The 15,000-nt window shown below is 68.1% G+C and carries 16 protein-coding genes; 9 read left to right on the forward strand and 7 right to left on the reverse strand.

Going from position 1 to position 15,000, the window contains the following annotated elements:
• A partial coding sequence (locus tag AZG88_RS43225) for a hypothetical protein (RefSeq protein ID WP_063886959.1) occupies positions 1–324 on the forward strand: 324 nt, incomplete at its 5' end.
• 28 nt (positions 325–352) lie between these two features.
• Here AZG88_RS43225 and AZG88_RS43230 read toward each other — a convergent pair.
• The 5 genes from AZG88_RS43230 to AZG88_RS43250 form a co-directional block, all read right to left on the reverse strand.
• A complete protein-coding gene (locus tag AZG88_RS43230; protein WP_005237772.1) occupies positions 353–742 on the reverse strand; it encodes a hypothetical protein in 390 nt (129 codons plus the stop codon).
• Positions 743–1,129: 387 nt separating this feature from the next.
• Positions 1,130–2,203: an alkene reductase gene (locus tag AZG88_RS43235; RefSeq protein ID WP_061701165.1), complete on the reverse strand. Its 1,074-nt coding sequence runs from the start codon at positions 2,201–2,203 to the stop codon at positions 1,130–1,132.
• Between the two features lie 163 nt (positions 2,204–2,366).
• Positions 2,367–2,822 (reverse strand): hypothetical protein, encoded by a 456-nt coding sequence (locus AZG88_RS43240; RefSeq protein ID WP_005237770.1) that lies wholly within the window; start codon positions 2,820–2,822, stop codon positions 2,367–2,369.
• Between the two features lie 96 nt (positions 2,823–2,918).
• Complete coding sequence (locus AZG88_RS43245; RefSeq protein ID WP_061040750.1) at positions 2,919–3,314, reverse strand: universal stress protein; 396 nt, start codon at positions 3,312–3,314, stop codon at positions 2,919–2,921.
• Positions 3,311–4,315: a 2-hydroxyacid dehydrogenase gene (locus tag AZG88_RS43250; protein ID WP_061701166.1), complete on the reverse strand. Its 1,005-nt coding sequence runs from the start codon at positions 4,313–4,315 to the stop codon at positions 3,311–3,313. Before AZG88_RS43250 ends, AZG88_RS43245 begins: the two co-directional genes overlap by 4 nt.
• 353 nt (positions 4,316–4,668) lie before the next feature.
• On the opposite strand from AZG88_RS43250, the gene AZG88_RS43255 reads away from it, so the two are divergent.
• From AZG88_RS43255 to AZG88_RS43290, 8 genes are all read left to right on the forward strand, one after another.
• Positions 4,669–6,252 carry an ABC transporter substrate-binding protein gene (locus AZG88_RS43255; RefSeq protein WP_061701167.1) on the forward strand — a complete coding sequence of 528 codons (1,584 nt, stop codon included), beginning with the start codon at positions 4,669–4,671 and terminating at the stop codon, positions 6,250–6,252.
• Positions 6,253–6,319: 67 nt separating this feature from the next.
• A complete protein-coding gene (locus tag AZG88_RS43260) occupies positions 6,320–7,246 on the forward strand; it encodes an ABC transporter permease (RefSeq protein ID WP_005237765.1) in 927 nt (308 codons plus the stop codon).
• 12 nt (positions 7,247–7,258) lie between these two features.
• On the forward strand, positions 7,259–8,290 hold the full coding sequence (locus tag AZG88_RS43265) for an ABC transporter permease (protein ID WP_025431616.1): 1,032 nt from the start codon (positions 7,259–7,261) through the stop codon (positions 8,288–8,290).
• On the forward strand, positions 8,287–9,315 hold the full coding sequence (locus tag AZG88_RS43270) for an ABC transporter ATP-binding protein (RefSeq protein ID WP_061701168.1): 1,029 nt from the start codon (positions 8,287–8,289) through the stop codon (positions 9,313–9,315). Before AZG88_RS43265 ends, AZG88_RS43270 begins: the two co-directional genes overlap by 4 nt.
• A complete protein-coding gene (locus AZG88_RS43275) occupies positions 9,308–10,318 on the forward strand; it encodes an ABC transporter ATP-binding protein (protein WP_061040755.1) in 1,011 nt (336 codons plus the stop codon). The genes AZG88_RS43270 and AZG88_RS43275 overlap by 8 nt, the downstream gene beginning before the upstream one ends.
• Positions 10,315–11,031, forward strand: a complete 717-nt coding sequence (locus tag AZG88_RS43280) for a sulfite exporter TauE/SafE family protein (protein ID WP_061040756.1) — start codon at positions 10,315–10,317, stop codon at positions 11,029–11,031. Before AZG88_RS43275 ends, AZG88_RS43280 begins: the two co-directional genes overlap by 4 nt.
• 121 nt (positions 11,032–11,152) lie before the next feature.
• On the forward strand, positions 11,153–12,493 hold the full coding sequence (gudD, locus tag AZG88_RS43285) for a glucarate dehydratase (RefSeq protein ID WP_005237760.1): 1,341 nt from the start codon (positions 11,153–11,155) through the stop codon (positions 12,491–12,493).
• Complete coding sequence (locus tag AZG88_RS43290; RefSeq protein ID WP_061040757.1) at positions 12,493–13,473, forward strand: 2-hydroxyacid dehydrogenase; 981 nt, start codon at positions 12,493–12,495, stop codon at positions 13,471–13,473. The genes gudD and AZG88_RS43290 overlap by 1 nt, the downstream gene beginning before the upstream one ends.
• Positions 13,474–13,479: 6 nt before the next feature.
• On the opposite strand, the gene AZG88_RS43295 is transcribed toward AZG88_RS43290, so the two are convergent.
• Positions 13,480–13,860 (reverse strand): hemophore-related protein, encoded by a 381-nt coding sequence (locus tag AZG88_RS43295; protein WP_061040762.1) that lies wholly within the window; start codon positions 13,858–13,860, stop codon positions 13,480–13,482.
• 563 nt (positions 13,861–14,423) lie between these two features.
• Positions 14,424–14,672 (reverse strand): alpha/beta fold hydrolase, encoded by a 249-nt coding sequence (locus AZG88_RS54780; RefSeq protein WP_005569242.1) that lies wholly within the window; start codon positions 14,670–14,672, stop codon positions 14,424–14,426.
• Positions 14,673–15,000: the final 328 nt, after the last annotated feature.

Genomic DNA, 15,000 nt, shown 5'->3' on the forward strand with positions numbered 1-15,000 from the left:
AAGATCCTGCAGAACGTCTCGAGCGAGATCCGCGAGTGGGAACACGCCGTCACGACGGTGATGCTCCGAATACGACAGATCGGGGTGCTGATCGACCGTCTGGGGCCCGCGCTCGACGACCTGTCCGAACTGCTCGACGCGGCCAAGCAGATCGCGGAAACCGCGGAGGGGCTCGCCGTCAGCGCGAAGGGCATCGACCAGAGCGCCGAGATCATTGCCCGTGACGCCGAGAAGATCGCGCAGGCGCTGCCCGCGGTCGAGCGGCTGGGGAGACTCGCAGACCGCCTACCCGGTGGGGGTAGACGGTCTGCTGCAGGGCGGTGACGAGCGGATGTAGCCCCGTCAGGCGGTGTTACCTAGCGAGGTCGTGGACCTCCGTGCCGACGAGGCGCAGTTCGGCGGGCTGCGCATCCGGGTCGTCGGCGATGCAGGAAATCGGCATCATGGCGAGTGCCTGGTCGAATGCGTCGACGAGCCATTCCCCGGTCACCGTCACGAGCTGGGTGTCCTCGGCGGCGGGCTGCTTCTGAAAGAAAGTCACGACCCAGGGGTTCTGCGCGTCCGGATCGGAACTGAGATCCCCCGGTGCGTTGGTGGCGAGCAGGTGAATGCCGCGCTCGAAATCGACCCGGACGGCGTATCCGGTGCCGGTGTTGACGACGGTGGCCGGGCGGTGCGCGGCCAGGGCCAGCGTCATCAGGGCATCGGCGTAACGAGTGGTGTGCTCCACGGTTCGTGGCATGAACGATCACCTTTCAACTTCTGTGAGCGTCGCCGCGGCAGAGCAGGCCCGGAGTTCAGTGGTCCGAAAATGCAGTTCCTCCGACAGGTCACGAGAAGATAGAAGTAAAGCTGTTCGTCGGGAGCTTCGGCTGCGAGAGCGTCGTGCGGAATGTGCTCTCACTGTCGGCCACCTTCGAGGTGGGCGTCCTGGCACAGCGTGCACAGTTGGTACGCCCGATTGGAGCACGGACGCGCCGGGGCGGCCCGTGAACTCGGTAGCTGTGTACTCAACTACGACTAACCGTACGGTGCCGGACCCGGATACGCGACACGGGGGCGTCCGACGGATAGCGCTGTGGCCGATGACCTGGCGTCATGGGCCACAGCGTGTCGGCCTGGGGACAGGTCAGTGCTGCAACACCGGGTAGTCGGTGTAGCCCTTCGCGCCCTCCGAGTAGAAGGTCTGGGGGTCCGGGGTGTTGAGCGGCAGGTCTTCCTGCCAGCGCCGCACGAGATCCGGGTTGGCGATCGCGGGACGCCCGACGACGACGGCATCGGCGCGGCCGTCGCCGAGGATTGCCAGCGCTTCGTCGCGGGTGGTGACCGCCCCGAAACCGCTGTTGATCAGCACCGGGCCGCCGAAGCGTGTCCGCAGGTCCTGCGCAAGGGGCCCGGACGGGTCCTTGTGCAGAATGCTCAGGTAGGCGGGCTTCAGCGGAGCAATGGCGTCGACCAGCGCGCCGTAGGTGGCCCGAACGTCGTCGGCGTCCAGTTCCAGGGCGTCCTGGATGTTGTGTTCGGGCGAGATGCGGATACCCACCCGGCCGGCGCCGATGGCGTCTGCCACGGCCTCGAACACCTCGACGACGAAGCGTGCCCGGTTCGCGGGTGAGCCGCCGTACGCGTCCTCACGCAGGTTGGATGCCGGGGAGAGGAACTCGTGCAGCAGATAGCCGTTCGCGGCGTGGATTTCCACGCCGTCCATCCCGGCTGCCACCGCCTTCCGGGACGCCTGGACGAACTCCTCGATGACGGCGGAGAGTTCCTCGGTACCCAGCGCGCGGGGCACCGGGTACGGCTCCTTCCCCTCGTAGGTGCGGGTCTCGCCGTCGATGGCGACGGCGCTCGGACCGACGACCTCGTGACCGCCGGTGGTTCCCTCGTGGGTGACACGGCCGGCGTGCATGACCTGCGCGACGATCCGTCCACCGGCCGCATGCACGGCGTCGGCGACGTTCTTCCAGCCCGCAACCTGCTCGGGTGTCACCAGCCCGGGCTGGCCGGGGAAGCCCTGGCCGGCGTGGCTGGGGTAGGTGCCTTCACTGACGATCAGACCGAGAGAGGCCCGCTGTCGGTAGTGCTCGACAACCAGCGGTCCGGGCACGCCGTCACGCCCGGAGCGGACGCGGGTCAGGGGTGCCATCACGACCCGGTTGGGCAGTTCGAGTTCGCCGAGTGTCAAGGGGGAGAAGAGATTCACAGATATCGGTCTTTCCGTAGGTCGTGTTCGGCAGCGCCGTTCTCGGTGCCGCCGCGCAGGATCGGGATCCATTGGGGGAACGGGCACACGGGCCGGGCTATTCCGACTCGAGACGGCCGTCACGGTGAGGGCGCCGACCCCCGGGCCGGGGAGGTGCGTTCGCCTACAGGCTGTGGTCGCACTCGAGGAGGGCGTCGAGCCAGAGCAAGGCTTCGACGAGGGCCTGCATGCGCGTGAGTGCGGTGTCGGCAGGCACGGGCGGCGGGAGATCGGATCCCGCCCGGTGCCTGCTCTGCAGGTGTCTCACGACGGCGGTGAACAGCCACTCGGCGGGCGCGGGCAACTCCTCGTTCAGCGCGGCTGTGTCGTGCACGACGGGGACGACGCTGATGAAGCTGTCGACGGCATCGTTGACGCTCGAGGCAGGATCCGCGATGAGGTCGGCGATGGTGGTGACGATCCACGCCACGACCGCGGTGAACGCCGACCGGTCGTTGCCGTGGTCGCACGCGATCTGGGAGATCTCGGGTGCGAGCGCCTGGAAGTCGCGGTCGCCGACCAAGGTCAGGAGGCGACCGCCCAGTTCCGCGCCGTCGGCGCTTTGAGGCCCATCGATCATGGCTGTCCCACGGCAGGTATTCGGCGCCGTGAGGGTTATGGATGGGCCGGGGATCCGACCCCTCGGGGCGGCTCAGCCCTCTGCTGCGCGGTGCGCTCAGACCTCTGCTGCGACGGGCGGCTTGACCCCGACGACCGGGCACTGCGCCTCGAGGAGCACACGCTGGGCGACGGAACCCATGAGGAGTTTGCCGACGGGGGAGCGTCGTCGCATGCCGAGGACGAGGAGTTCGGCGGCGGAGTCGTAGGACGCGTCGATGAGGTTGTCGGCGTGGGAGCGGTCGGGTTCGTTCCGCGCGATGCGGTAGTCGACGCCGGCTGCGTCCGCTTCCTCCCTTGCGGAGTGCAGTTCGGCCCCGAAGCTGGGATTCGAGGCGCTGTCGCCGTCGGCGATCACCACGAGATCGGTTGCGCGCATGCGGGCTTCGGCGAATCCGAACGCCAGGGCGCCACGACCTTCGATTGTCGGAACGTAGCTGAGAATGACGCTCATCGTGACCTCGGCTCGAGTACGGGGGTGGTCAGGGTGCCCTGGGCGAGGTATTCGTCGAGGTTCTGCAGGGTGAGAGCCTCCATCGCGGCCCGGGTCTCGGTCGTGCCGCTCGCGACGTGGGGGAGGAGAACGACGGTGTCGAGCGCGAGGAGCGCCTCGGGAACGTGCGGTTCCCGGGCAAACACGTCCAGTCCGGCACCGGCGAGCTTGCGTTCGGTGAGCAGTTCGACGAGCGCGTCCTCGTCGATGACACTTCCGCGTGCCACGTTGATCAGGTAGCCGTCGGGTCCGAGGGCTTCGAGAACCTCTCGGTCCACGAGCTTTTCGGTGCCTTTACCGCCCGCTGCGGCGACGATCAGCACATCGACCCCGGCGGCGAGTGCAGCGGCCGAGTCGACGTACGCGAACGGGGAGCCGGGAACCTCGCGTCGATTGTGGTACGAGATCGTGCAGCCGAAGCCGGTGAGGCGGGTGGCGATGGCGGAGCCGATGCGCCCCAGCCCGACGATGCCGACCCGCGTGCCGCTCACCTGCCGGGTGAGGGGGAAGTTGCCCTCGGCGGGCCAGCGGCCGTCACGCACGAAGCGGTCGGCGGCGGAGAAGCCGCGGAGTGTGTCGATCAGCAATCCGACGGCGGTGTCGGCGACGCAGTCGGTGAGGACGTCGGGGGTGTTGCTCACGCCGATTCCGAGTTCCTCGGCGAGCACGACATCGGTTGTGTCGTAACCGACTCCGAAGTGCACGATGGCGCCGAGGTTCGGCAGTTCCGTCATCAGCGCGGCGTCGACTCCGGTGCGACCGGACGTCACGACCGCGGTGACGGACTCGCCGTGCTCGGCGAGGAAGCTGGTGCGGTCGTCGCCGAGCGGGAGGTCGAGTGCGTCGTACTTCTCGGTGAGCGTCGCGGTGAGGGACGGCTTCAGCGGACCGACCTTCAGGACGCGTCCTCCCGAAACAGTCTGTGCAGCAGCTTCTTTCACGGACGACTCTGCGGTCACCATCGTGCCTCCTGACGAGTGGTGGCGCGACTCTCCGCGTCACCGGTTACCCGTACGTTAAGCGGCGCTCCGAATACCTGTCCAACACGTAAATAACATGGATCGATACTCAAACGGCATTGGTTGGCGGCGCGTTGACGTGCACAGATGCCGAAACTCCCTGTATGCGCCGGTCAGGGGCCTGCCGGGGTGATCGCAGTCTCCATCAATCAGGCGTGTGACGGCCCTCACGAGCCGTTTTGCGCCGTCTGCCCCGGTTGACGGCTCCTCCGCGCCGCTCATAGCGTGTGTCTACCGTCACAGGCGGGCCCTCTTCACTCGCGTCGAGTACGCGACACATCCCTACGGAGGACACCATGAGCCCTGCACGTTCGTTGCAGCAGGGAACCCGTTACCGCGCCGTCGTCGTGGCCACCGCCGCACTGACGGTGCCGGCTCTGGTCGCAGGTTGCTCGGTGGCCAATTCGAGCCACAGCGACGCCGCCAGTCCCGACACGTTGCGGATCGTGCTCCCGCAGGAGCCGCCCACACTCGAACCCTGCGACGCGTCACTCACCTCGACCGGAGTCGTCGTCCGCTCCAACATCACCGAGCCGCTGGTGGAACGCAACGCCGATACCGGCGATCTCGAACCGAAGCTCGCCGACTCGTGGGAGCAGACGTCGGACACGGTCTGGACGTTCCGGATCCGTCCGGGCGTCACGTTCAGCGACGGCAGCGTCTTCGATGCCGAGGACGCCGCCTTCTCGATCGATCGCACCGTCAACTCGACCATCGGCTGCGACGTCGACGGGTACGTCTTCGGCGACGACGAACTCGTGGTGAACGCGATCGACCCGTCGACCGTGACGGTGCAGACCCCCGCCGCCGACCCGATCCTTCCGCTGCGGATCTCGTTCGTGGAGATGGTGCCGTCCACCACCGACGCCCAGGACAAGGTGCGCGATCCCATCGGCACCGGCCCCTACGAGATCGACTACTGGGATCACGGGCAGCGACTCGCGCTGGTCCGCAACGACACGTACTGGGGCCCGGCGCCCGAGTACACGCGGGCGATCTACCAGTGGCGGACCGAGGGCAGCGTCCGGGCCGCGATGGTCACCAACGACGAGGCCGAACTCGCCACGTACCTCGGTCCGGAGGACGGCGCGGGCGACCTCGGCGTGGCCTACCCCAACAACGAGACGACGGCGCTGCGCATGATGGCCACCGAACCGCCGCTCGACGACTACCGCGTCCGCGAGGCCATCGACCTCTCCGTCAACCGGGCAGGGATCGTCAAGGCGCTGTTCCAGGGTCTCGGCGAGCCGGCCGGGCAACTCGTCGGCAGCAGCATCGTCGGGTTCGACCCCGACCTTCAGCCGACCCCCTACGACTCCGATCGCGCCGCGCAACTGGTGGCGGAGGCCAAGGCCGACGGCGTTCCCGTCGACAATCAGATCCGTCTGATCGGGCGCACGGGCCAGTTCCCCAAGATCAACGAGACCATCGAGGTCATCCAGAACTCGCTGAGCAAGGCCGGCCTGAACGTGAAGATCGAGATGATGGACACGGCCGGGCAGATGCAGTACCAGATCCGGCCGTTCCCGCAGGGCACCGGACCGATTCTGCTGATGATCCAGCACGGTAACCAGGCGGGTGACGCGCAGTTCACCGTCGACCAGTACATGCGCAGCGACGGATACCAGAGCTACTTCGGCTCGCCCGGATACGACGCGCAGATCGACGCGGCCGAGCGACTCGTCGGCGACGCCCGCCAGGACGCGTTCGCCTCGGTACTGGCCAACGAACCGACGGAGATCCGGCAGTTCGCGTACATCGCTCACATGAACGCGGTGCTCGCCAAGTCCCCGACCGTGCAGTACGCGCCCAACTCCGCGACCGGCGACGAGATGCGCCTGAGCGAGATGACCCACGCGGACACATCCGCGAACGGCTAACCCCTCTTCCCAGCCCCCCGGAGGAACTGAGATGTCCCAACCGAACCCGATCCGAAGGCGGTGAGTCATGTTCGCCTTCCTGCGCCGACGCGTCTACACCAGCCTCGTACCCCTCCTCGTCGTCCTCTTCGGTGTGTTCCTGCTCGCCCGCCTCACCGGCGACCCGACCAACCTCTACCTCCCGGTCTCCGCGACACCGGATCAGCGCGCCGAGTTCGCGGCCGAGAACGGCCTCGACAAGCCGGTGCTGAGCCAGATGGTCGACTACCTGTCCGGGGTCGTCCACCTCGACTTCGGCGAGTCGCTGCGCACCGGTGAATCCGCCGCGACCATGGCGTTGCGGGCGTTCCCGGCCACGCTGCAGCTGGCGTTCTTCACGATGCTGCTCGCGATCATCGGCGCCATCGTGATCGGCTGCTGGGCGGCGTACCGGCCGAATTCGCTCGCCGACCGGATCTCGAGCCTGCTGTCGATGACCGCGGCCAGCATCCCCGACTTCTGGTTCGCCATCACCGGCGTGTGGATCTTCGCGGTGGTGCTGGGGGTGCTGCCCACCTCGGGTACCGGAAGCGCGCTGTCGTGGATCCTGCCGATCGCGACCCTGCTCATCCGCCCGCTCGGCGTGCTCACCCAGGTGGTCCGCGGCGCGATGGTGTCGGCGCTGTCGGCACCATACGTACGTCTTGCTCGGAGCAAGGGGGCCGGCGACCTGCGCGTCGTCACCCATCACGCGCTCCGCAACGCCGCGGCTCCGGCGCTGACGGTGGCCGGCGACCTCACCGTCGGACTGGTCAACGGCGCCGTCGTCGTCGAGGCGATCTTCGGGTGGCCCGGCATCGGCAAGCTGATGATCGACGCGATCCTGCAGCGCGATTTCGCGGTCCTGCAGGCGGCGGTGCTGCTGACCGCGGTCAGCATCTTCGTCCTCAACATCCTGATCGACGCGGGCTACGCACTTCTCGACGCGCGTGTCCGTGAGAAGTCCAAGGTCTAGGAGGCCGCCGAGATGTCCATAGACAACGCACCCCGCCTGGACGGAGCCGGCGACGTCTACCCGAGCCCCGACGAGACGCCGCCGGCCCTCGCCGCCCCGGTCGACGAAGCTGTTCCGGCACCGAAGCCCTCCCGGAGCAAGGCACCGTTGTGGCGACTGCTGCTGCGTGACCGGGTGGCCACGGTCGCGGCGGCGATCCTGGTGTTCGTGTTCCTCGTCGCCGTCTTCGGCCCGTGGCTCGTCGGCGACGCCGCGACGGATCAGAACCTCGACCAGTCCAACCTCGCGCCGTTCCACGTGGCGAACGGGTGGATGAACATCCTCGGCACCGACCCGCTCGGACGCAGCATGCTGGCCCGGTTGATCGTCGCGTGCCGCACCACGCTCCTGGTGGCGCTGCCCGCGGTCGCGCTGTCCTGCATCGTCGGGTCCCTCGTCGGCATGTGGGCGGGCTACCACCGCGGCTGGCGGGAGACGACGGCGATGCGCGTCGCCGACGTCATCATGAGCTTCCCGTCGCTGCTGATGGCCGTCGTCGTCCTGTACGTGTTCTCGCCCAGCGCCGCGAACATCGTCCTGGTTCTGGCCATCACCCGCATCCCGATCTACCTCCGCACCGCCCGCGCGGAGTCGGCGGAACTGCAGAGCCGGTTGTTCGTGGACGCCGCGCGCACGTTCGGCGCCCGCAGCGGGGCCGTCATCCGCCGGCACGTGTTCCCCATCCTGCTGCCGACGCTGCTCACCGTCGCCACCCTCGACTTCTGCTACGTGATGCTCGCCGAGTCGTCGCTGAGCTTCCTCGGCATCGGCATCCAACCGCCGGACATCAGCTGGGGCCTGATGGTGTCCCAGGGCCGGACGTACCTGCAGACGGCGTGGTGGCTGTCGTTCTTCCCCGGTCTCGCCATCGTGATCACCACGGTGTCGGCGACCGTGCTCGCGGCATGGGCCCGGATCGCCACCGACCCCGCCCAGCGCTGGCGTCTGACCGTCCCGCGGTCGCGTCGCTCCCGGCTGTTCCCCACCCGAAAGGTCGTCTCATGAGTGCATCTGCACCGGCTGTCGAATCGCTCGACGTCGCAGACGCCGACCGCGTCGCCCTCGAGGTCGCGGATCTGACCGTCGACCTTCGTACCCCCTCGGGCACGGTCCGGGCCGTCGACCACGTGTCGTTCACCGCGCGACGCGGCGAGACCCTCGCGCTGCTCGGTGAGTCGGGGTGCGGCAAGTCGATGACCGCGCAGGCGCTCGTCGGCCTGCTCGAACCGATCGCCGACATCACCGACGGTTCGGTCCGTCTCGGCGACGTCGACCTGGTGACGGCGAAGGCCAGGACCCGCCGCACCCTCGCCGCCACCGAACTGGCCATCGTGTTCCAGGATGCGCTGACCGCACTCAACCCGGTGTACACGGTCGGCAAGCAGTTGGCCGAACCGTTCCGGATCCATCGCGGGCAGTCCGCGAAAGAGGCGCGGCGGGAGGCGATCTCGCTGATGCAGCGGGTCGGGATTCCCGAGCCCGAATCGCGCGTCGACTCCTACCCGCACCAGTTCTCCGGCGGCATGCGACAGCGCCTGCTGATCGCGATGGCCGTCGCACTGAGCCCGACGGTCCTGCTCGCCGACGAGCCGACGACGGCACTCGACGTCACGGTGCAGGCGCAGATCATGTCTCTGCTGCGGGACCTGCGCACCGAGCACGACATGGCCGTCATCCTCATCACCCACGACCTCGCCTTGGTCGCGGAGGAGGCCGACCGCGTCGCGATCATGTACGCGGGCAACGTCGTCGAGACCGGACCGGTCGCCGAGGTCTTCTCCTCGCCGCAGCACCCGTACACCAAGGGCCTGCTCGATTCGGTCCCCGTGCACGCGGTCCGCGGCGAGGACCTGAAATCCATCGGCGGCACCCCGCCCGACCTGCATTCCATTCCGTCCGGCTGCGTCTACCAGGCGCGCTGCCCGCTGGCCCGCGACCTGTGCCGGACCACCCGCCCACCGCTCGCCGACGTCGCCACACCTGGTCGCCGCTCGGCGTGCCATTTCCCCGAGGAGATCTCTCATGTCTGAGTCGATTCTGAAGGTGCGGGGCCTCACCAAGACGTTCAAGGTGCCTGCCAACGCGGCGGGCAAGAATCAGTTGCGCGCGCTCGACGGCATCGACCTCGACCTCGCCCGCGGCGAAACGCTCGGGCTCGTCGGCGAATCGGGTTGTGGCAAGTCCACTCTCGCCCGCACGCTGATGATGCTCGAGCGGCCGGACTCCGGTTCGGTGACGTGGGACGGCGTCGATCCGTTCTCGCTGAAGGGCAAGGACCTGCTCGCGCTGCGCCGCCGGGTGCAGATGGTGTTCCAGGACCCGTACGCATCGCTGAACTCCCGGATGTCGGCGGCCGACATCATCGCCGAGCCGTGGCGCACCCACAAGACGATGTACAAGACGAGCCGCGACCGGGCGGCGCGGGTGCGGGAACTGCTGCACCTGGTGGGTCTGCGGCCGAGCGACGAGCACCGCTACCCGCAGGAGTTCTCCGGCGGTCAGCGTCAGCGACTCGGGATCGCCCGCGCCCTGGCGTTGAACCCGAGCGTCGTCATCTGCGACGAACCCGTGTCGGCGCTCGACCTGTCGGTGCAGGCGCAGGTGCTCAACCTGCTGAACGACCTGCAGAAGCAGCTCGGCATCTCGTACGTGTTCATCTCGCACGACCTGTCGGTGGTCCGGCACGTCGCCGACCGCGTCGCCGTGATGTACCTCGGGCGGATCGTGGAGTCGGGTGCGACGGACGCCGTCTTCGACCGTCCCGCCCACCCGTACACCGAGGCCCTGATGTCGGCGGCACCGAAGCTGGACGCCGAATCCCGGGGCAAGCGGATCATCCTCGACGGTGAAGTGCCGTCGCCGCTGAACCCGCCGTCGGGCTGCCGGTTCCGCACCCGCTGCGCCCACGCGACCGACATCTGCGCGAGCACAGTGCCGCCCGCCGCGGTCGACGAGCGCGAGAGCGGCCACGTCGCCGAATGCCACCATCCCCGGCGTCCGATCGAACTCGGCGTCCCCGTCGTGGTCGGGTGAGCGGGGCAGAGTTCGCGATCATCGCGTTCGCCGTCTTTGTCGCCTCGTGCATGCAGGCGTCGATCGGATTCGGGATGGGGATGCTCGCGGCACCCGTCGTCGCGCTCGTCGATCCGGGCCTGCTGCCCGGGACGCTGATCATGACGGCGACGGTCGTCACGGTGATGGTGGTGTGGCGGGAACGCGACGCCCTCGATCTGTCGGGCACCGGGTGGGCGCTGGCCGGCCGGGTGCCGGGCACGATCGCGGGCGCGTTGCTGCTGGTGGTGCTGCCGGAACGGGGGTTGTCGCTGCTGCTCGCGGCCGTGGTGCTGTCCGGGGTCGTCTTCGCGACGCTGGGCTGGGCACCGCCGCCGCGACGCCGGAACCTCGCCGTCGCCGGGGCCGCGTCGGGTCTGCTCGGCACGGCCACGTCGATCGGCGGGCCACCAATGGCACTGGTGATGCAGGGGTCGAAGGGGGCGCAGCTGCGCGGCAACATGAGCGCGTTCTTCCTGGTCGGCTCCACACTGTCGGTGGCCGTTCTCGCCGCGACGGGGTCGGTGCACCGCGAGTCGGCGGTGATGTTCCTGCTGCTGATCCCGGCGACGGTGCTCGGCTACGTGGCGTCGCGGTTCGTGAATCGCCATCTGGACGCGGCGCGCCTGCGCCGGGCGTCGATCACGGTGTCCTGTGTCGGTGCGTTGATGCTGATCGGACAACAACTTCTCTGATGCAGTGTCTGCATCGTTCGATGCTCAACAAGTCTTGGACATGTATCGATCGGGCCACTTAGAGTTTTGGGTGTGAGGCGCCTCACGGGCGGCGCTGCGCTGTGAAGGAAGGTTTTCGGAGATGAGTACAACGAGCACCACCCCAGTTGTCACCGACATGCGAGTGGTCCCGATCGCGGGACACGACAGCATGCTCCTGAACCTGTCCGGCGCGCATGCCCCGTACTTCACCCGGAACCTGGTGATCCTCACCGATTCCGACGGCAACACCGGTGTCGGCGAGGTGCCCGGTGGTGAACCGATCCGCCGTACCCTCGAAGACGCCCGCGCAATCGTGACGGGGCGCAGCATCGGCGAGTACAACGGCGTTCTCGCCGATCTGCGGCGCACGTTCGCCGACCGGGACGCCGCGGGCCGGGGCAACCAGACGTTCGACCTCCGTGTCGCGATCCACGCCGTCACCGCCGTCGAGTCGGCACTCCTCGACGTGCTCGGGCAGCACCTCGGTGTTCCCGTCGCGGCCCTGCTCGGCGAGGGTCAGCAGCGCGAGAAGGTGCAGGCGCTCGGCTATCTCTTCTTCGTCGGCGACCGCAACAAGACCGACCTCGAGTACCAGTCGGGTGCGGCGGAGTCCGACGACTGGCTGCGCCTGCGGCACGAGGAGGCGCTGACACCGGACGCGGTCGTGCGACTGGCCGAGGCGGCTCAGGCGCGGTACGGCTTCGCCGACTTCAAGCTCAAGGGCGGCGTCCTGGCACCCCACGAGGAGGCGGCGGCCGTCACAGCGCTGGCCGAGCGGTTCCCCGACGCCCGGATCACCCTCGACCCCAACGGCGGTTGGCTGCTGTCGGAGGCGATCGAGACCTGCCGCGGGCTGAAAGACGTTCTCGCGTATGCCGAGGACCCGGTCGGCCCCGAGGGCAGCTTCTCCGGTCGCGAGGTGATGAGCGAGTTCAAGCGCGCCACCGGACTGCCGACGGCCACCAACATGATCGCCACCGACTGGCGCGAGATGGGGCACACCATCCGCTCCGGCGCCGTCGACATCCCGCTCGCCGACCCGCACTTCTGGACGATGAACGGATCCGTCCGCGTCGCCCAGCTCTGCGACGCGTGGGGCCTCACGTGGGGTTCGCATTCCAACAACCACTTCGACGTGTCGCTCGCGATGTTCACCCACGTCGCGGCCGCGGCTCCGGGCGACATCACCGCCATCGACACCCACTGGATCTGGCAGGACGGTCAGAGGATCACCAAGGACCCGTTCGAGATCGAAGACGGCTACCTCACCGTGCCGTCGACGCCCGGCCTCGGTGTCGAACTCGACATGGACCGCGTCGAGGCGGCCCACGAGCTGTACCTGCAGAAGGGGCTCGGCGCGCGCGACGACTCGATCGGCATGCAGTTCCTGGTGCCCGGCTGGACGTTCGACAGCAAGCGCCCGGCGTTGGTGCGCGCCTGATGAAGGTCGTCGTCGGCGACCGGAATCTGCTGCCGCATCGCGAGCTGTTCGAGTCGGGACTGCCGTCGGGTGCGACGGTGTCGTGGCATCGGACGTTCGACGAGTCGGCCATCGTCGCCGACCTCGCCGACGCCGACGTGTATGTGGGCGGCCGGTTCACCGCCGCGATGGCGGCCGCAGCGCCGAAGCTGCGCCTGCTGCACGTCGCCGGCGCGGGCACCGACAACGTGGCGTTCGCCGCGCTTCCCACAGACACCCTGGTGGCCAACACTTTCCACCACGAGGACTCGATCGCCGAGTACATCGTGTCCGCGGCACTGATGCTGCGACGCGGATTCCTCCGGCACGATCGCGCCCTCCGCGGCGACGTCTGGGCCACATCGGTCTACGACGACGCGATCGCGCAGTCCCGGTCGATGCGGGGGGCGCGGGTCGGATTCGTCGGCTTCGGTCACATCGGCCGGCGATCGTGGAACCTACTGCGCGCGTTCGGTTCCGAGGGCCGTGCGGTAACCGGCCGGGGAAACCTCGACGCCGCCGCGGAAGGCCTCACCTGGGCGGGAGACAACACGTCGCTGCTCCGGCTCCTGACGGAGTCCGACGTGGTGGTGGTGTCCGCGCCCCTGAACGATCACACCCGCGACATGATCGGCGGCGCGGAACTCGACGCGCTCGGCCCCGACGGCATCCTGATCAACGTCGGGCGCGGACCCCTCGTCCGGGAACAACCGCTGTACGACGCGCTGGCGTCGCGCCGGATCGCGGCCGCGGCGATCGACGTCTGGTTCTCCTACCCCGATGCCGGCGGTCACGGAGCCCCGAGCGCGCTGCCGTTTCGCGATCTGCCGAACATCCTGATGACCCCGCACTCGTCCGGCGTCACCGACCACACGTTCGTCGGTCGGGTCGGCGACATCACCGACAACATTCGCAGGCTGGACACGGGGCAGACGGTCCTGCGCACCGTCTGCCCCGACTAGCGTGCGTCAGTAGTTACCGCAGGTCTCGGCGATCGTCAGCGCCTTCGCGCGCCACTCGACGGCCGGTCCCTCGGTAGGCACGGTGTCCAGTCGGCTCTTCAGCTGCGGGTGGGCGTCGAGGACGGCCTGGCGGTCGGCCGGGGACTTCGAGAAGAAGTCCGCCAGCTGAGCCTTGCGCTCGGGTGCCTGGTCGAGGCGCGCGGCGAGCTGCGGAGTCACGTCGTGCATCGCCGCATCGATCTGCGCGAAGCTGCACGTGGAGTTCACGAGGCGGGAAGAGTCGGAGTCGGCCGGATCCGCGGAGGCGATGCCCGGGATCACGAGGGCGGCGGAGATCGCGCCGACGGCGGCGATACCGAATTGCAGACGTGCTCGTGAAACGTTCATGACGAGTCCTCCCATGTCGGTTGGTTTGCCGGGGAAACGATAGGGGCCCGAATTGTGACTTTCCTGAGGACCGTCTGAGAATTGGTGCGGCGAACTGGACTCCGAAGATGGTGCGCAACGCGAAGGCCGCACGTCAGCAGCCCACCGATCGGCGTTCGGCGTTCGACAGGTTCGTGGAGCAGATCGAACTCCGGGTCAGTCAGGCGCCATTCCAGCCGTGTGGGGTCATCCACAGCCCGTGGACGAGGTCGAGGGTGTCGGGTGCTGCGGTGTGACCTTTCATGACTGTGATCCTTTTGTCTCGGGTGAGGGGATGCCAGGAGGTGTAGGTAGACCGCGAGCAGGCGCCGTCGATCCGCGCGGATGACTTTCTTGCCGCCGACATCGAACGGCACTGTCTGGTCGTCGTCACGTGAATGACGAGGGTGGGGACGTCGACCTTGTCGAGGTCAGCTCGGAAGTCCGTCGCCGAGAACGCGGCGATGCCTTCGTAGGCGTTGTGGTGACCCCCCTGATTTGCCTGCGACCAGAACGAGTCGCGTACACCCTGGGACGGGTGACTGTCAGGTCGGTTGCGCCGAAGAATCGAAGGCTTCGACCGGGATGCCGTCGGGGTTGTCGGCGGTCTGCAGCATGAACGGCGGCACCGCCGAGGCGAGCACGATCTGGGCGACCCGGCCGGTCCCGTGCCGTCCGGCGTATCTACTCACCTCACCACCGCCGGTCGAGAGACCGACCAGCGTGGTGTCGTGAAGGTCGAGGTGCTCGAGTAGCGCCGCGAGGTCGGTCCTGCGCTTCCCAGCTGTCCGCATTGAGCGGCCACCCGTGGCTCAGGACTACGGGCGGCCGGCACCCCGGTCCTTGTAGGGGATCTCGGTGCCGCCGAGAGTGGTGACTGCCGGTATGCCGTACTTCTCGATGAGGACTCCCCGATGAAGAGTGAGTGGTAATGGGAGCGACGGTCCACCGTCGAGCTTTCGGACCTGTTAAACCGGCTCAGCGTGCACGCTTCTGGTCTGACGGTGCACGCCGGCACGAATGGCAGATCCGGCGGAGTTCAGCGTGCGAATCCCCGCGACCAGGCGATTTGGAATATCGCGTGCGGTTCGCGTAACTTATTCCAAGTCAGAGCGACACGGA

The organism is Rhodococcus sp. LB1 (assembly GCF_001583455.1).
GTDB lineage: Bacteria > Actinomycetota > Actinomycetes > Mycobacteriales > Mycobacteriaceae > Rhodococcus_F > Rhodococcus_F opacus.